At 71.2% G+C, this 16,548-nt stretch carries 16 protein-coding genes; 4 read left to right on the forward strand and 12 right to left on the reverse strand.

Annotated elements, in window-relative coordinates:
• Window positions 1–10: 10 nt before the first annotated feature.
• Window positions 11–244 carry a hypothetical protein gene (locus ACYVO7_RS05755; protein ID WP_460448875.1) on the reverse strand — a complete coding sequence of 78 codons (234 nt, stop codon included), beginning with the start codon at window positions 242–244 and terminating at the stop codon, window positions 11–13.
• Between the two features lie 139 nt (window positions 245–383).
• On the opposite strand from ACYVO7_RS05755, the gene ACYVO7_RS05760 reads away from it, so the two are divergent.
• Both ACYVO7_RS05760 and ACYVO7_RS05765 read left to right on the forward strand, forming a co-directional pair.
• The gene (locus ACYVO7_RS05760; protein WP_460448876.1) at window positions 384–3,152 is read left to right on the forward strand and encodes an ATP-binding protein; all 2,769 of its coding nucleotides are present in this window, start codon (window positions 384–386) and stop codon (window positions 3,150–3,152) included.
• Window positions 3,149–3,535 carry a group II truncated hemoglobin gene (locus ACYVO7_RS05765; RefSeq protein WP_460448877.1) on the forward strand — a complete coding sequence of 129 codons (387 nt, stop codon included), beginning with the start codon at window positions 3,149–3,151 and terminating at the stop codon, window positions 3,533–3,535. Before ACYVO7_RS05760 ends, ACYVO7_RS05765 begins: the two co-directional genes overlap by 4 nt.
• A gap of 8 nt (window positions 3,536–3,543) precedes the next feature.
• On the opposite strand, the gene ACYVO7_RS05770 is transcribed toward ACYVO7_RS05765, so the two are convergent.
• Together ACYVO7_RS05770 and ACYVO7_RS05775 are read right to left on the reverse strand one after the other, a co-directional pair.
• Window positions 3,544–4,236 carry a methyltransferase domain-containing protein gene (locus ACYVO7_RS05770; protein WP_460448878.1) on the reverse strand — a complete coding sequence of 231 codons (693 nt, stop codon included), beginning with the start codon at window positions 4,234–4,236 and terminating at the stop codon, window positions 3,544–3,546.
• 36 nt (window positions 4,237–4,272) lie between these two features.
• Window positions 4,273–4,668, reverse strand: a complete 396-nt coding sequence (locus ACYVO7_RS05775) for a response regulator transcription factor (protein WP_460448879.1) — start codon at window positions 4,666–4,668, stop codon at window positions 4,273–4,275.
• A gap of 274 nt (window positions 4,669–4,942) precedes the next feature.
• Between ACYVO7_RS05775 and ACYVO7_RS05780 the strand changes: the two genes are divergently transcribed.
• Window positions 4,943–5,176, forward strand: coding sequence for a hypothetical protein (locus tag ACYVO7_RS05780; protein ID WP_460448880.1), 234 nt, complete (start codon window positions 4,943–4,945; stop codon window positions 5,174–5,176).
• Here ACYVO7_RS05780 and ACYVO7_RS05785 read toward each other — a convergent pair.
• Window positions 5,149–6,384, reverse strand: a complete 1,236-nt coding sequence (locus ACYVO7_RS05785; protein WP_460448881.1) for a dipeptidase — start codon at window positions 6,382–6,384, stop codon at window positions 5,149–5,151. The genes ACYVO7_RS05780 and ACYVO7_RS05785 overlap by 28 nt on opposite strands.
• Window positions 6,385–6,499: 115 nt before the next feature.
• On the opposite strand from ACYVO7_RS05785, the gene ACYVO7_RS05790 reads away from it, so the two are divergent.
• Window positions 6,500–6,913, forward strand: coding sequence for a response regulator (locus tag ACYVO7_RS05790; protein ID WP_460448882.1), 414 nt, complete (start codon window positions 6,500–6,502; stop codon window positions 6,911–6,913).
• Between the two features lie 22 nt (window positions 6,914–6,935).
• Here the strand turns inward: ACYVO7_RS05790 and ACYVO7_RS05795 are convergent, their stop codons facing one another.
• The 8 genes from ACYVO7_RS05795 to rpoD all read right to left on the reverse strand — a co-directional run bounded on the left by ACYVO7_RS05795 (window position 6,936) and on the right by rpoD (window position 16,472).
• Window positions 6,936–7,964, reverse strand: coding sequence for a sensor histidine kinase (locus ACYVO7_RS05795; protein ID WP_460448883.1), 1,029 nt, complete (start codon window positions 7,962–7,964; stop codon window positions 6,936–6,938).
• Window positions 7,965–7,968: 4 nt separating this feature from the next.
• Window positions 7,969–8,433, reverse strand: a complete 465-nt coding sequence (locus tag ACYVO7_RS05800; protein WP_406854419.1) for a response regulator — start codon at window positions 8,431–8,433, stop codon at window positions 7,969–7,971.
• Window positions 8,433–10,688 (reverse strand): ATP-binding protein, encoded by a 2,256-nt coding sequence (locus tag ACYVO7_RS05805; protein ID WP_460448884.1) that lies wholly within the window; start codon window positions 10,686–10,688, stop codon window positions 8,433–8,435. Before ACYVO7_RS05805 ends, ACYVO7_RS05800 begins: the two co-directional genes overlap by 1 nt.
• Window positions 10,681–11,241, reverse strand: coding sequence for a biliverdin-producing heme oxygenase (locus ACYVO7_RS05810; protein ID WP_460448885.1), 561 nt, complete (start codon window positions 11,239–11,241; stop codon window positions 10,681–10,683). Before ACYVO7_RS05810 ends, ACYVO7_RS05805 begins: the two co-directional genes overlap by 8 nt.
• 246 nt (window positions 11,242–11,487) lie before the next feature.
• Window positions 11,488–12,888 carry an MATE family efflux transporter gene (locus ACYVO7_RS05815; protein ID WP_460449129.1) on the reverse strand — a complete coding sequence of 467 codons (1,401 nt, stop codon included), beginning with the start codon at window positions 12,886–12,888 and terminating at the stop codon, window positions 11,488–11,490.
• Between the two features lie 156 nt (window positions 12,889–13,044).
• On the reverse strand, window positions 13,045–13,512 hold the full coding sequence (locus ACYVO7_RS05820) for a BA14K family protein (RefSeq protein ID WP_460448886.1): 468 nt from the start codon (window positions 13,510–13,512) through the stop codon (window positions 13,045–13,047).
• Between the two features lie 120 nt (window positions 13,513–13,632).
• Window positions 13,633–14,295, reverse strand: coding sequence for a hypothetical protein (locus tag ACYVO7_RS05825; RefSeq protein WP_460448887.1), 663 nt, complete (start codon window positions 14,293–14,295; stop codon window positions 13,633–13,635).
• A 155-nt stretch (window positions 14,296–14,450) separates the two neighbouring features.
• Complete coding sequence (gene rpoD, locus ACYVO7_RS05830) at window positions 14,451–16,472, reverse strand: RNA polymerase sigma factor RpoD (protein ID WP_460448888.1); 2,022 nt, start codon at window positions 16,470–16,472, stop codon at window positions 14,451–14,453.
• Between the last annotated feature and the right edge of the window lie 76 nt (window positions 16,473–16,548).

Raw genomic sequence — 16,548 nt, forward strand, 5'->3', positions numbered from 1 at the left:
GGTCGCGCGTTCACGCCGGGTCGTTGCGCCGCTTCGCGCGCTCGATCAGCTCGGCCTCCGGGATCGGAACCGTCGCGGTGCTGCCGAAGGTCTCGCCGGGAGGACTCCCGGGCGCGATGCCGCCGGGCTCCAGCGGATCGACGTCCTCGTCCTCCACCGGGAGCGTCGGCTCGATCGCGTCGGGGCGCTGGTCCGGGGGGATGTCGTCTGAGGCGGGGCGCCTGGGCGCGGGGGTCTGGGTCATGGCCGGTCCTCCTGCGACGGCAATGCCGGGCCGGGGCGCCGGGTTCCTTCGGCTTGACGTCGTCAGGGCCGCGAATTGCCGAGGGTGGCCGCGTGGGTTACATGCTTGCGGATCGATTCTGGCGAGGGGGCGCGCGCCGGTGCAAGGCAGTGCGGACGAGGCGGACCTGTCGTCGTCGCGCGGGCGCGCGGAAGGTCCCGCGGGCTGGCATTCGCTGGGGCGCTTCGTCGGCTTCATGGGCCTGTCAGGCCTCGCCATGATCCTGGTCGCTTTCCTGCTGCTCGCGCTCGACCAGCGCTCGCAGGTGCAGCGCAACGCCAGCCGCGACCTGCAGGCCACCGCCTATCTGCTGGCCGACCATGCGAGCCGGCTGTTCGAGGTCTCCGACGTCGCCCTGCGCAGCTCCACGGTCGCCATCGCGGACATGGACTGGGCCGCGATCCGGCGCTCCGAGGACCTGTTCCGCCAGTTCAGGGCCCTCAGGCAGGCGCTGCCCTATGTCGAGGACGTCTGGCTGAACGATTCCAGCGGGATCCTGCAGCTCACCAGCTACGCCTTTCCGACCCCGGCCTCCGACGCCTCGGACCGCGAGCCCTTCGCGGCCCTCCGCGAGCCGACCGACCGGCTCTATCTCGGCGAGCGGATCGTCGGGCGTGTGACGAACCGTCCCACCTTCCTGCTGGCGCGGCGCCTGGAGCATGCCGACGGAAGCTTCCGGGGCATGGTCTCGGTCACCGCCGACCTGAACTATTTCGACGATTACTGGAACCGGGTCCGCCTGCCCTTCGACTCGCAGGTGACGCTCCTGCGCCAGGAGGCGCTCGACATCCTGGCCCAGCATCCCGCCCCGGCGCCGGGCCAGGGCTTCGCTCCGCCGCCCGCCGACCTCCTGCGCGGCTCCCTGGCCCGGTCGCCCGAGAGCGGCCTCATCGGCGAGGACGGCGGGCTGGACGGGGACGGGCGCGTCGGCGCCTATGAGCGGGCCGGCGACCTGCCGATCTATGTCTATGTCAGCGTGTCCAAGAAGGCGCTGCGGGCCGAGTGGGCCCAGAGGGTGACCACCTACGGCCTCTTCGCCGGAGCCGGGTGGATCGCTTTCGGCGCCCTGACCATGATGGGCTTCCGCCAGGCGAGGCGGGACGGCGTCGCCACCGCCGCCCTCCAGGCGGCGCGCGCCAAGCTGGTGGAGTCCAACGCCCTCCTGGAGGTGACCGTCGCGGAGCGCACCACGGAGCTGCGCGCCAGCGAGGGCCGGCTGAGGCTGCTGGTGGAGAGCGCCACCGACAGCGCCATCATCACCATGGACCTCACCGGCCAGATCACCCACTGGAACGTCGGCGCCCGCAACCTGCTCGGCTGGGAGCCCGCCGAGGCGATCGGCCAGAACATCCAGATCATCTTCACTCCGGAGGACCGCGCCGCCGGCGCTCCCAAGGCCGCGCTCGGCGCCGCCCTCACGGAGGGCCGGGCCAACGAGGAGCGCTGGCTCCAGCGCAAGGACGGCTCGCGCTTCTTCGCCGCCGGCGCGCTCCTGCCCATGCGCGGCGGCGAGGCGGGCGCGCCCTCCGGCTTCCTCAACATCCTGCGCGACCGCACCCAGGAATTCGCCATCGAGGAAGGCAAGCGCACCCTCAACGAGACGCTGGAGCGCCTCGTGGCCGAGCGGACGTCCGAGCTGGCCGCCGCCAACGAGCGCCTTGTGGCGGAGGCCGCCAGCCGCCAGCGCGCCGAGGAGCAGCTGCGCCAGTCGCAGAAGATGGAGGCGCTCGGGCGCCTCACGGGCGGCGTCGCGCATGACTTCAACAACCTCCTGACGGTGGTCACCGGCAACCTCGACATGCTGAAGCGCCGGCTCGAGGTCGGCCCGGACGACCGCGCCCGCAAGCTGATCAGCCAGGCGATGGAGGGCGCCGACCGCGCCGCCGCCCTCACCTACCGGCTGCTCGCCTTCTCGCGCCAGCAGCCGCTCGCGCCCGAACCCGTGGACGCCAACAAGCTCGTGGCCGGCATGTCGGACCTGCTGCGCCGCACGCTGACGGAGAACATCGCGATCGAGACCGTGCTGGCGGGCGGGCTGTGGCGCACCCACGTCGACCCCAACCAGCTCGAGAACGCGCTCCTGAACCTCGCCGTGAACGCCCGCGACGCGATGCCCGACGGCGGCAAGCTGACCATCGAGACCGCCAATTCCTACCTGGACGACGACTATGCGGCGACCCGCGAGGACGTCCGCTCCGGCCAATACGTCATGGTGGCGGTCTGCGACACCGGCTCGGGCATGACGCCCGAGGTCATGTCGAAGGCGTTCGAGCCGTTCTTCACCACCAAGCCGGTCGGCAAGGGAACCGGGCTCGGCCTCTCCCAGGTCTATGGCTTCGTCAAGCAGTCCAACGGCCACGCCTCGATCTATTCCGAACCCGGCCACGGCACGACCGTGAAGCTCTATCTGCCCCGCTTCAGGCAGGCGGGCGAACCGCGGACCGAGGTCGTCGCGAGCGCCGCCGCGCGCCCGTCGGGCGTCGTCGCCCAAGGCCGCGGCGAGACCGTGCTGGTGGTCGAGGACGAGCCGCTGGTCCGCGACTTCTCCGTCAACGCGCTCGAGGAAGCCGGCTACCGGGTGCTGTCGGCCGAGGATGGGCCGGGCGGACTGGCCCTGCTCGACGCCCACCCCGAGGTGGCGCTGCTGTTCACCGACGTCGTCCTGACCGGGCCGATGAACGGCCGCAAGGTGGCGGACGAGGCCCTGAAACGCCGCCCGGACCTGCGGGTCCTGTTCACGACCGGCTACACCCGCAACGCCATCATCCACCATGGCCGGCTGGACGACGGCGTGAACCTGCTGGGCAAGCCCTTCACCGCCGAGGCCCTCGCCGAGAAGGTCGGCGCGCTGCTGGCGGGGGGCGCATGAGCGCCCAGGCCGCGCCCTACGCCCTGATCGGCGGCGAGGCCGCCGTCCGGGCGCTCACCCGGCGGTTCTACACGCTGATGGACGAGCTGCCCGAGGCCGCCGCCTGCCGGGCGATCCACCCGGCCGACCTGGCGGGCAGCGAGGCCAAGCTCTTCGACTACCTCACCGGCTGGCTCGGCGGTCCCCCGGTCTATGTGCAGAAGAACGGCCCGCCGATGCTGCGCGCCCGTCACCTGCACGCTCCCATCGGCCCGGACGAGACCGAGGGCTGGCTCGCCTGCTTTCGCCAGGCCTGGGCGGAGACCGTCGACCATCCCGCCGTGACGGCGGCGGTGCTGCCGCGCGTCGAGGCGCTCGCCCGCCACATGCGCAACCGCGGCTGACGCCCCGCTCAGACCCGCAGGTCGGAGCGGCGGACCTCGAACACGCTGGCCCCGGTCCAGCTGCGCCAGTGATGCTCGGGCAGGTTGATGTCGCGCAGCGTCGCCTCGTTGAAGCGCTCGGTGGCGTCGTAGCGGGCCGGGATGCGGAAGATCATCCCGATCGTCTCGTGGATGAAGTCCGCCGCGAAGCGCCGCACATGGATCATGGGCCCGAAGCGCTCGATCATGTCGGCGGCGGGCAGGTCGACGAGCTCCTCCGAGAAGCCGCCCGGCAGGATCGGCATGGTGAAGAGCATCACCCCGTCCGGCTTCAGCGCCTGCGCCAGACGCACCAGCGGGACCGTGTAGCTGCAGCGGATATGCTCCAGCACGTGGTTGTGGACGATGAGGTCATAGGTCCCGCGCGGCAGGTCGAAGACGTCGCGGCAGAGGTCGAAGTGCCGCGCCCCGAGGCCCGGATATTTGCCGGGCTCGATGTCGGCGGCCTCGTAGTTGCGCCCCCCGACGCCGCGCAGCAGCGCCGCCAGGCCCCGCTCCGGCGCGAAATGCAGGATCCGGGCGCCCGGCTGCAGCTTGAGGCGCTCCTGGACGTGCAGCCCCACCAGCCGGGTGCGCTCCAGCGATCCGCAGGACTCGCAGCGGACCTTGGGCCGCTTGGGCATGTCGGAGAAGGCGGTCCCGCCGCACAGGTTGCATCGCATCGCGGCGCCTCGTCGTGTTGGGAGCGGCGGGGCGCGTCAGGCCCACCGGTCGGCGGGCGCCGGGTTCGGCAGCCGCCGCAGGACCGAGCGCACGCGCGCCAGCAGCTCGCGAAGGTCGTAGGGCTTCACCACATAGTCGTCCGCGCCGAGCTCCAGGCCAACGATCCGGTCGATGTCGGAGCCATGCGCGCTGGCGATGATGATCCCGGCCGAGCTCTGGTCCATCAGCCAGCGGGCCAGCGAGAGCCCGTCCTCGCCCGGCATGGAGATGTCGAGCACCGCGACATGAATCGGCTCGCGGCCGGCCAGGTCCCGGAACGACGCCGCGTCCCGCGCCGACAGCACCCGGTAGCCATGCCCGCTCAGATATTCGGCGACCGCCTCGCGCAGGTCCGCCTCGTCCTCGGCGATCGCCACCGTCGCGACCGACATGTCCGCCCTCGACGGCTCACGCCCCAGATCGTCCATGCTGCACGCCCCCGTCTCGGACCGAGCCGAGACCACGCCCCGAGGCCCGACGCTAGCATTCCGGCGGCGCCGCCACAACGCGGAGTCTGGCGTCCGGCCGTCCACCTCGCGCGGCTGCGGCCGGCCGATAAATTAACCATTGGTTAGGGAACAAGGATCCGGCGGCAGCGTTGACGTGAGCGCAACAGCGCCGGGCCGTCCGGTCGGTTCGCCGACCGCTCGAGACGAGGGGAACGACATGCCGCATCTGGATTCGCGCGCCATCGACGTCGACGCCGAGGGCCTCGACCGTCTCCGCAGCGTGATCGCCACCGCCGCCGGCGGCGCCCTCGCCTATGATCCGGACGCCTTCGCGCTCGACGGCGACCACCGCGCCGTCGCGGCGCCCCAGCCGGTCATGAAGACGGCGCGCGCGCCCGTCCCTCGCCGGGCGCTGCGCCTCTCCTACGACGCCGCCGTCCTCTGGGCCTGAGCCGGGGCCGGCCGGCCCCGCTTCGCGGCGTCCCGCCCGTCATAGTCGGCCACCGTCCCGACCCGCGGCGCCTGCGTCCGGCGCAGCCGGCGTGAGGCGCGCTCCACCTGCCGGAAGGCGCGCAGGAAGTTGCCGCCCGCGATGCCCGCGATGGCGTCGTCCGACCAGCCCCTGCGGATCAGCTCCGCCAGGAGATGCGGGAAGCGGCTGACATTCTCCAGCCCGACAGGGACCCGCCCGCCGAAGAAGTCGGACCCGATGCCCACATGGGCGAGGCCCGTCTTCTGCACGATGTATTCGATATGGCCGCACAGCTGCTCGAGCGTCGCCTTCGGGGCGGGGCCGCTGCGCCGCAGATGCTCCTCCTCGGGTCCGGGCTGCGCCGGGCTGGGCGCGGCCTTGCCCCATTGGTCCGAAAGCGGCCGGTACCAGTCGCGCACCTGCTGGTTGATGAAGGCCGGCACGAAGGTCGCCATCACGACCGCGCCGGCGCCCTTGACGCGGGCCAGCACGTCGTCCGGCACGTTGCGCGGATGATCGCACAGCGCGAAGGCGTTGGAGTGGCTGAACACCACCGGCGCTTCGGAGAGGTCCAGCACCTGGTGCATGACGCTGTGGGCCACATGGGCGAGGTCGATGACCACGCCGAGCCGATTCAACTCCTCGATCACCGCCCGCCCGAAGGCCGTCAGGCCGCCATGGCGCGGCGCGTCGGTGGCGCTGTCCACCCAGTCCAGCGTCTCGTTGTGGCAGAGCGTCATCAGCCGCATGCCGGCGCCGTACCAGATCCGCAGCGGCGAGAGGCTGTTCTCCAGGCCCACGCCGCCCTCAACGGTCAGGAACGAGGCGATCTTGCCCAGCGCCTTGGCCCTGGCGACGTCCGAGGCCTTGCGGGCCGGCAGGAACACGTCCGGGTAGCGCTCCTCCATCTGCAGGACGACGTCGAGCACCTCCATCACGGTGCGGCCCGGATGGGGCGAGTGGGTCGGGATGAAGCCGGCCCAGAACTGGGCCGCGACCTTGCCCTCCTTGAGTCGCGGGATGTCCGTGTCGTGGCCCTGGTGCACGCGCCCGGGCTCCCACACGGCGACGTCGCCCCTCGCGTCGCGGTCGGCCCGGATCACCCAGGGCAGATCGTTGTGTCCGTCGAGCAGGGGGAAGCGGTCGAGCAGGTCGAGGGCGTGCGCGAGGGCGCGGTCTTTGGCCATGGTTCACTCCGGGGTGGGGCGAATCGGCCACACCCGATCCCTTGAGAATGGGCGGGAAAGCTGACGCCTCGGAAATCGAACGTAAAGCTCGGAACCCGCAGGACGGGTCTGCGTTATGCGACCCATGATGGATTTCTCCGGCCTGCGTGTCCTCGTCGTCGAGGACGAACTCCTGGTTGCGCTCGCGCTGGAGGACATTCTCAACGACATGGGCTGCGAGATCATAGGCCCGGTCTCCCAGATCGAGGAAGCCGAGACTTTCGCGCGCACGCGCGACCTCGACGCCGCGATCTTGGACGTGAACGTGCGCGGCCGCCTCATCTACCCCGTCGCCGAGGTCCTCGCCGCGCGCGGCGTGCCGGTGCTGTTCTGCAGCGGCTATTCCGACACCGCCGTGCTGCCGGCCCCCTTCCGCGCGCTGCCGCAGGTCGCCAAGCCCTATGACGAGAGCGCGCTGCGCCGCGCCATGGAGAAGGCCTTCGGCCATTTGCGGGCGGAAGGCCGGGCGCAGGGATCCGTCCGGGCCTGACCCCTAGAGCCTGGAGCATGCTCTAGGCCTGGACCTGGATGTCCCGCGGCTCCGGCGTCAGCGGGAACGTCAGCACGCATTCGACGCCCGTCGGCGGGAAGGCGAGCTTCACCGACCCGCCGAGCTCGAAGCCGACGCTGCGCTGGATCAGCGTCGATCCGAAGCCGCGCTTCAGCGGCTCGGCCACGGGCGGCCCGTCCTGCTCGCGCCAGGTCAGCGTCAGCGTCTCGCGCTCGTCGGCTTCGCCGATCCTCCAGTCGACGAACACCCGCCCCTTGTCGGACGACAGCGCGCCGTATTTGGCCGCGTTGGTGGCGAGTTCGTGGATGATGAGGTTGACGGTGAGCGCGTGCTGGGGCGGCAGCTGCACGGGCTCGCCGCTCAGCACCACATGGGCGCCGTCGCCGCGGCGGAAGGGCCTCAGCGCCTCTTCCAGCAGCTCGTCGAGATCCATGTCGCCCCAGTTGGCCCGCAGCAGCAGCGAATGCGCGCCCGCCAGCGCATGCATGCGGCCCATGAAGGCGCCCTCGAACTCCGGCAGCGAGCCGCTGCGCCTGAGCGTCTGCTGGGCGATGGAGATCACGGTCATCAGCGTGTTCTTCACCCTGTGGCTCAGCTCGGCCACCAGGAGCCGCGTGCGCTCCTCGGCCCGGCGGCGCTGGTGGCGCACCTCCGACTCGCGCAACGCCCGCTCGACCGCGGGGCCGAGCCGCTGCAGCCGGGGCTTGAGCACATAGTCGGTCGCGCCCTGCTTCAGGGACTCGATCGCGATCTCCTCCCCCAGCACGCCCGAGACGAAGATGAAGGGCGTGTTGGGCGAGAGCTCCCGCGCCAGCGACAGCGCCGACATGCCGTCGAAGCTCGGCAGCGAGAAGTCGGACAGGATGAGGTCGTAGCCTCCCTCATGCAGCTGGGCGGTGAAATCCTCGCGGGACTCGACGCGCTGGATCGTGAAGGTCAGCCCGCTCTTGGCCAGGTATTCGGACACCAGGTCCGCGTCGAGCTCGCTGTCCTCGACGAGTAGGATGTTCACCATCGCGCGTTGGTCCATTCCATCACTTGCCGACGGCGGAGCGGCGGGCGCCGGGGGGCGGCGGCTCGTTGAGGATGGCCCAGAACATTCCCAGCTCCTGGATGGCTTCGAAGAACTCCTGGAAGTCAACGGGCTTGACCACGAAAGCGTTGACCCCGCGCTGGTAGCTGGCGACGAGATCGCGCTCCTCTCGCGAGGATGTGAGCATCACGACCGGGATCGGGCGCAGGTCCTCGTCCTTCTTGATCTTCTCCAGCACCTCCAGCCCGTCGATCTTCGGCAGCTTGAGGTCGAGCAGCACCACCGCGGGCTCGCCCGGCTCGCGCTGGGCGAAGGCGCCCTTGGAGTAGAGGTAGTCCAGCGCCTCCGCGCCGTCGCGCACCACGACCACCTCGTTCGCGAGTTGGCACTTGGCCAGCGCCGCCAGGGTCAGCTCCACGTCGCGCGCGCTGTCCTCCACCAGCAGGATGGGTCTCAGTTCGGCCATCAGCGCCGCTCCATGTGAGGCAGGGAAAAGGAGAAGCACGCGCCCTGGTCGACCACGGCCTCGGCCCAGGCCCGGCCGCCATGGCGCTCGACCATGCGGCGCACATTGGCGAGCCCGATGCCGGTGCCTTCGAAGTCCTCGGCCCGGTGCAGGCGCTGGAAGACGCCGAAGAGCTTGCCCACATAGGCCATGTCGAAGCCGACGCCGTTGTCGCGCACGCTGTAGACCGTTTCCGCGTCGCGCCGCTCGCCGGCGATCTCGATGACGGCGACGTCCTTGCGGGCGGTGTATTTCAGCGCGTTCGAGATCAGGTTCTGCCACACCTGCCGCAGCAGGCTCGGGTCTCCGAAGGTCGGCGGCAGGAGGCCGATGCGCCACTCGATGGCGCGGCCCTCCATCTCGGGGGAGAGCAGGCGGCGCACCTCCTCGACGAGCTTGCCCATGTCGATGCGGACGGGATTGAGCGTCACCCTGCCGGCCTGGGAGAAGCTGAGCAGGTCGTCCACCAGCCGCCCGGCCGAGAACGCCGACTGGATGATGTTGGAGAGGTAGTGCGACGCCTTCTCGTCGAACTTGTCGCCGTCGCGTTCGCGCAGCAGCTCGGCGTAGCCGACGATGTGGCGGAAGGGCGCGCGCAGGTCGTGCGAGACCGAGTAGGAGAACGCCTCGAGCTCCTTGTTGGACTTCTCCAGCTCCTCGCTGAGCTCCGCCATCTGCTCGGCCCGGCGCAGCACGATGTCGACGACCGCGCCGCGCAGGTTGCGGGCCGCGTCGACCTCGGCGGCGGACCAGGGCATCGCGGTCAGCCGCACCGTCTCCTTCCAGGCCTGGAAGGACGTGCGCGGATGCAGGCGCTCGGAGTTCGGCTCGGCGATCTTGCGGGGCTCGCCCGCCCACTGGACGGTGCGGATCACCTCGGGCCGGAACCACAGCACATAGCTGGCGTGGATCTGCGAGATCGAGATCGCCAGCACGCCGCTGGCGCGGTCCTTCAGGGACGCCGCGTCCGGGACCACGCCGGCCAGGGAATCGGTGGCGAAGACGCCGTCCTCGAGATGCGGGCCGATCTGGTGGGCCAGCGCCAGGATCTCGTCCGGGCTGGGCGTCTCGCCCACCCGCCTCACCTCCAGGTCCGACACCACGGCCGCGCCGGCGGCTCCGGTGAGCGCGAGCAGGCGCTCGCCGTCCTGGGTCAGGCCGTTGAGGAACTGCGGCGCCACCGCCATCGAGGTCAGCAGCCGTCCGTGGATCTCCTGCAGGCGCACGCGTTCGGCCGCCTCGGCGTAGAGGCTGAGCCCGGCCAGGCGCATCGCCACGAGCTGGCCGATGAAGTCGCAGGCCGACCTCACCGGCTGCGGCGCCCGCCGGCTCTTCGCGTTGTGGCACGAGATCAGGCCCCAGAGCCGGCCATTGACCACGATCGAGATCGACATGGACGCGGCCGTGCCCATGTTGCGCATATATTCCAGATGCACCGGCGAGACGCTGCGCAGGACCGAGAAGCTCATGTCCAGCGGCTCGGGCGGCCCGCCGTCGTCGGCGCGCAGGATGGGAACCGGCGTGTAGGCGGCGTTCGGGATCTGGCGCACGCGGTTCAGCCGGTAAAGCTCGCGCGCCTGGGCCGGGATGTCGCTCGCCGGGAAGCGCAGGCCGAGATAGGAGGGCAGCGCGTCGTTGCGGCTTTCGCCCCGCACCGCGCCGTTCCAGGCCTCGTCGAAATCATAGACGAGCACGCGGTCGAACCCGGTCGTGCGCCGGACCGCGGCCGCCGCGCTCTGCGCGATCTCCGCCACGGTGGTCGCCTCCTGCAGGTCCGTCGCCAGGCGCCGGACGTCGGCGTAGAGGTCGTCGGCGTGGTGGGGCCCGCCGGTCGCCTCCTCCAGCTCCAGCACGACCAGCCCGCCCGCCCGGTGCGCGACCGGGTGATAGGCCGCGCTCCCGACGTCCACGACCCGCGTCGGCGCGAAGCCCGGCCCGGAGGCGAGCCCCTCCAGAAGCTCGGCGCCGCCGTCGCGCAGCACCTGCGCCAGCGGCCGGCCCAGCGCCTGGGCGGCCTCCACGGTGAGCGCCGCCGCCGCGTTGGCGCTCACCTGCCGGATCGTCCAGTCCGCGGGATCGAGCGCGAACAGCACGCCGTGGGGCTGGATGGCGCCCGGCGTGCGGATCGGCTCGCGCGCGCAGCCGTCGAGCACGGCGTCCGTCACCGGCGCCCGCCCGCCCGGCGCCCCGGCCGTCATGCCGACCGCCTCATCCATGGCGCGTCTCCGCGGGCGCGCACAGGCAGGCCTGCAGGCTCCCGAAGGTCGCGAGGGCGGCGCCCACGATGCGGTCGTCCGCCGCCGGCGAGGACAGCGACGCCAGGGCGTCCTGGAACGCCCGCCAGCGCGCCGCGACGTCGCGCCCGTAGCTGGCGAAATAGGTCGCCCCCGGCCCGGCGAGGCCCAGCCGGCGCGCGACGCTCCTGGCGATCACCTGCCCTCCCATCGTCGATCCCTCGAGCACGTAAAGCGATCCCATCGCCTCCTCGACGTCGCCCAGCCGCGGGATGCGGGGCGTCTCGCGCGACGGCGCCAGGCCGAGCGCCGCGAGGTCGGCCGCCAGCAGCGGCAGCTTGCGGCGGGGGCCGAAGAAAGCCTCGTCGCCGACCAGCTCGCCGATGCGCGGCTCCCAGATCCGGAAGAACGCATGGAAACGCGCGAGCAGCGCGCCGTAGCGCTCCAGCGTCAGCCCCGGCCCGAGCATGTCCAGATCGGCCTCGATCCGGTCATGCGCGGCGCGAGTTTCGGTTCGCAATCTCGTCAGCAGCATCGCGGCGTCGGCGTCCCGGTCAGTCGCCGGTCGCGCGACAGCGTCGTCCGGCCCCGTCCGGTCCGAACGCAATCCCCCTAACGCCGAAACCGCCGCGCGGTTCCGGACCCTTTCGCCATTTTTCAAAGGATCGGCGCGCCCCGCCTGAGGGGGGCGTCAGCCAGGGGAAAACGAGCATGGGGGGGCTTCCTCGTCGCCGGCCCCTGACCGTACCGCGCCTCGCCCCGGGGCGTCCAGCGTGTCCGTTCAGCGCAGCTCCGCCGTCAGGCCGAGCCGGTCGCGGCGCATCCAGCGCACCAGCATCAGGCCCGCCACGATGGCGAGCCCGGTGGCGAGCCCCGACCAGATGCCCGCGCCGCCGAAGCCCAGCGGAAAGGCCAGCACGGCGCCGAGCGGCAGCCCGACGCCCCAGTAGCCGATGGCCGCGTAGATCATCGGCATGCGGGTGTCGTGCAGGCCGCGCAGCATGCCCTGCCCGACGGCCTGCGCGCCGTCGGCGACCTGGAACAGCGCCGCGAAGGCCAGGAACAGGACCGCGGTCTCCACCACTGGCGCGTTGCCGGGAGCCGAGGCGTCCAGGAACACGCCGATCAGCGCGCGCGGGGCGGCCAGCATCGCCGTCGCGGTCAGAACCATGGCCCCGACCCCGAGCCCGAACGCGGTCCAGCCGGCGAGCGTGGCGGCCTCCCGCTCCTTCGCCCCGTAGGCGCGCCCGACCCGGACCGTCGCGGCCTGCCCGATGCCGAGCGGGATCATGAAGGTGAGCGACGCGATCTGGATCGCCACCGCGTGGGCCGCCAGCGAGGTCGGCCCGATGATCCCCATCAGGAACACCGCGCCGTTGAAGATCGACACCTCGAAGACCAACGTCGCCCCGATCGGCAGGCCCACGCGCCAGAAGGCCCGGAACCGCGGCCAGTCCGCCCGCCAGACCCGCCCGAACAGCCGGTAGCGGCGGAACCGCCGGTCCAGCGAGACCACGCCGGCCAGCACGGCGAACATCAGGATGGTCGCGCTCAGGGTCGCCAGCCCGGAGCCCGTCAGGCCGAGCCGAGGCGCGCCCCAGTTGCCGAAGATCAGCAGCCAGTTGAACAGCGCGTTGGCGGCGAGCCCGAAGAACACGCCCAGCATCGCCCAGGCGGGACGCTCCATCGCAGCCATGAAGGAGCGCAGGACGAGATAGAGGAGGAACGGCGCCATGCTCCATTGCAGCATGTGCAGATAGGCGCCCGCCTGCGCGGCCAGCCTCGGCTCCTGCCCGAGGCGCAGCAGCACGGCCTCGCCGTTCCACAGCACCGCCCAGCACGGAACGCAGATGCACAACGCCGCCCAGAAGCCCTGGCGGACGGTGCGGCGCACCTCGCGCACGGCGAACTGGTTGCGTCCCCTCTCGGTCGCCACCAGCGGCGCCGTGGCGCTCATCACGCCGATGCCGAAGATGAGGAAGAAGAAATAGAGGTTCGCCCCCAGCGCGCTCGCCGCCACCGCCTCCGGCCCGAGCCGGCCGAGCATGAGCACGTCCGTGGCCGTCATGCCGGTCTGGGCGAGGTTGGTCAGGATCAGGGGCCAGCTCAGGGCCAGGGTCGAGCGGACCTCCCCGACCCATGCGGCGCGGGTCGGGCGGGAGACGGCGGCGATGGTCATCAGCGATGTTCTAGAGAGAAGGGCGCCTTGCGAGAAGGCGGGTCGCCCGAAAAAGAGGCGGTTGCGGCGGCATGGCTCCCATCCGCCTATGCGGGGCTCGCGCTCCGGCCACGAAAAAGGGGCCCGCCGAAGCGAGCCCCTGGTTCACGCCTCAAGGCCTTACGGGCAGGGATGGCGCAGCCCGTCATAGCCCAGGAAGGTGCCGCTGGCCGGGTCGTAGGACCGGTAGCGCTGGGCGCAATAGGCCGACCCGCCGCCGCCATAGGCGTAGCCCGGCTCCTCGATCACGGTCGTGCGCGGCTGCGAGAGGGCCCCGCCCAGGATCGCGCCGGTCGCCAGGCCGGCGATGCCGGCGGCCGCGGCCGCCCCGCCATAGCCCCAGCCGCGGCGATAGCCGTAGCCGCCGCCGTAATAGCCGCGCCCGTAATAGCCGCCGCGATAGCCGTGGCCGCGCCCGTAGCCGCCGCGCCACTGGACCTGGGTGGCCAGCGCGGCGTCGCTCGCCGCCTGCGCCACGGGCGCGCCCGCCGCCGGCATGGCGGCCGCTGGACGCGCCGCCATCGTCGCGCCCGCCAGCGAGGCCGCCGCGAAGATCATCAGGGACGTCCTGGGAAGAACCATGGTCATGCAAAGCTCCTGTCGTGTCGACGACTGTTGCAGGGTCAACGCGCTGGGCGGCCAGGAGGTCCCCGGCGCGCGACATCGCGCCTCACCGCCGGGCCGGGCCGGGCGTCGCGGATCGTCGCGTCAGGGCTTGGGCTCGGACCCGGTCGATCCGCCCGTCGAGGAGCCGCCCGTCGACGAGCCGGCGCCCGGGCCGGTCCCCGAGCCGGAGCCGGACGGCGCCATGGTCTTGGCCCGGTCCATCAGGCTGATCGCGGCGTCCACGCAGGCCTTCATGGGCTCGCCAGGGCTGCACTGCACACCCAGGCGCACGTCTCCGGCCCGCAGCATGAACCGGGCGCCCGCGCGACCCATGCCCATGCCCATGCCGCCGCCCATTTCGCCTTGGCGCATCATGCGGCGCATCATCTCGCCATGCATGCGCATCTGCTCGGGCGACATGCCGCCCTCGTCCATGCGGCGCTCGCGCCAGCCGCCCCGCCCGGAGTCCCGGCTGCGCCAGGAATCGTCCCTGCCGCCGTCGCGGCCGCCGCTGTCGTCCCGCTGGGCGGACCGGGATCCGGCGTCGCCGTGGCCGCGCCAGCCGGACTCGTCGTGGCGGCTCCACTCGCTGCGGCCGGAACGGCCGCCCCCGCGGTCGCCGTGGTCGCTGTCCCAGTCGCCGTCGTCATGGCCGCCCATGCGCATGACGTCGCCGCGGCGGTCCCAGTCGGGCGCGCCGGATTGAGCGTGCGCCGACAGCGGCAGGCAGGCGAGCACGCCCGCCAGAACGAGGATCCTGCGCATCGTTGAGCTCCATGGATGTCGTTGCGGTCCCGCGGCCGTTCGCCGGCCACGCAGACCCGACCCCCAACGCGCCCCGCCCCCGCGCCGTTCCGCGAGCGACGCCCCGGAGACGGCGAACCCGAAGGCTCGCGGTCCGCGGGGGACGGCTGGTCCGGTCAGTTGTCCAGGAAGCTGCGCAGCTTGCGGCTGCGGCTGGGGTGCTTGAGCTTGCGCAGCGCCTTCGCCTCGATTTGGCGGATGCGCTCGCGGGTCACCGAGAACTGCTGGCCGACCTCTTCCAGCGTGTGGTCGGTGTTCATGCCGATGCCGAAGCGCATGCGCAGCACGCGCTCCTCGCGCGGGGTCAACGACGCGAGAACTCGCGTCGTCGTTTCGCGAAGATTGCTCTGGATGGCCGCGTCGATCGGCAGGATGGCGTTCTTGTCCTCGATGAAGTCGCCGAGATGGCTGTCTTCCTCGTCGCCGATGGGCGTCTCGAGGGAGATCGGCTCCTTGGCGATCTTCAGCACCTTGCGCACCTTCTCCAGCGGCATGGCGAGCTTCTCGGCCAGCTCCTCCGGGGTCGGCTCGCGGCCGATCTCGTGCAGCATCTGGCGCGACGTGCGGACGATCTTGTTGATCGTCTCGATCATGTGCACCGGGATGCGGATGGTCCGGGCCTGGTCGGCGATCGAGCGCGTGATCGCCTGCCGGATCCACCAGGTCGCGTAGGTCGAGAACTTGTAGCCGCGGCGGTACTCGAACTTGTCCACGGCCTTCATCAGGCCGATATTGCCCTCCTGGATCAGGTCCAGGAACTGCAGGCCGCGGTTCGTGTACTTCTTGGCGATGGAGATCACGAGGCGCAGATTGGCCTCCACCATCTCCTTCTTGGCCTGCCGGGCCTCGCGCTCGCCCTTCTGCACCATGTGGACGAGCTTGCGGAACTCCTGGATCTCCAGGCGCGTGTCCGCCGCCAGCGTATGGATCTCCTGGCGGATGTCCTTGATGGTGTCCTTCTCGGAAGCGATCAGCTCGCGCCAGCCGCGGGTGCCGAGCTTGGAGACGCGCAGAACCCATTTGGGGTCGAGCTCGGACCCCTGGTAGTTCTTCAGGAAGTCCTCGCGCGACACGCGGTAGCTCTCGGCCAGGCGCATCAGCCGGCCCTCGAGGCCGATCAGCCGCTTGTTGATGTCGTAGAGCTGCTCCACCAGCGCGTCGATGCGGTTCTGGTTGAGCGACAGCGACTTCACGTCGGTGACGATCTCTTCCTTGAGCTTCTTGTACTTGCGCTCCTGGGCGGGCGACAGCGAGGTGTTCTGCAGCTTGGACTCGACGTTCTGGTCCTGCAGGCGGCCCAGCTTCTTGTAGGCGTCGGCGATGCGGTCGAAGGTCTCCAGCACCTTCGGCTTCAGCTCGGCCTCCATGGCCGACAGGGAGACGTTGTTCTCCATGTCGTCCTCCTCGAGGTCTCCCTCGGGGATCGGCGCCTCTTCGCCCTCGGCGCGCGCCTCCGGCTGCGGCGGGGCGACGCCGTCGACGGCCTCGCCCTCCTCGCCGTCGACCTTCGGGCCGCCCTTGCCTTCGGGGCCCGCATAGGTGGCTTCCAGGTCGATGATGTCGCGCAGGAGGACCTTGCCCTCCATGAGCTCGTCGCGCCAGATGATGATGGCCTGGAAGGTCAGCGGGCTCTCGCACAGGCCCGCGATCATGGCCTCGCGGCCGGCCTCGATGCGCTTGGCGATGGCGATCTCGCCCTCGCGGGAGAGCAGCTCCACCGAGCCCATCTCGCGCAGATACATGCGCACCGGATCATCCGTGCGGTCGGTGGGCTCGGCCTTCTCGGCCCGCGCCACGACGGCGCGCGGGGCCGCCTCCACGAGGTCGCCCGGCTCGTCGTCGTCGTCGGCCGCGGCGGCGCCCTCCTGGCCCTCCGTTCGCTCGGTGTCGGCTTCCTCCGATTCCACCACGTTGATGCCCATCTCGTTGAGCATCGCGTAGATGTCCTCGATCTGGTCCGAGGAGTTCTGGTCCGAAGGGAGGACCTCGTTCAGTTCGTCATAGGTGACATAGCCGCGCTTCTTGGCGAGCTTGATCATCCTCTTGACGGCCTGGTCGGTCAGGTCGAGAAGCGGGCTGTCGACCTGCGGCGCCTCAGCCACGTCGCCCTCGTTCTTCTCAGTCGTTTTGGTCGCCATGCCCGGTCGCTCCAAGCCTGTCCCGCCCCGCCGCGGGTGAATGTTCAACGCAGAAACGGGCGGCAAGGACCATAGG

The organism is Alsobacter sp. SYSU BS001988 (assembly GCF_054796215.1).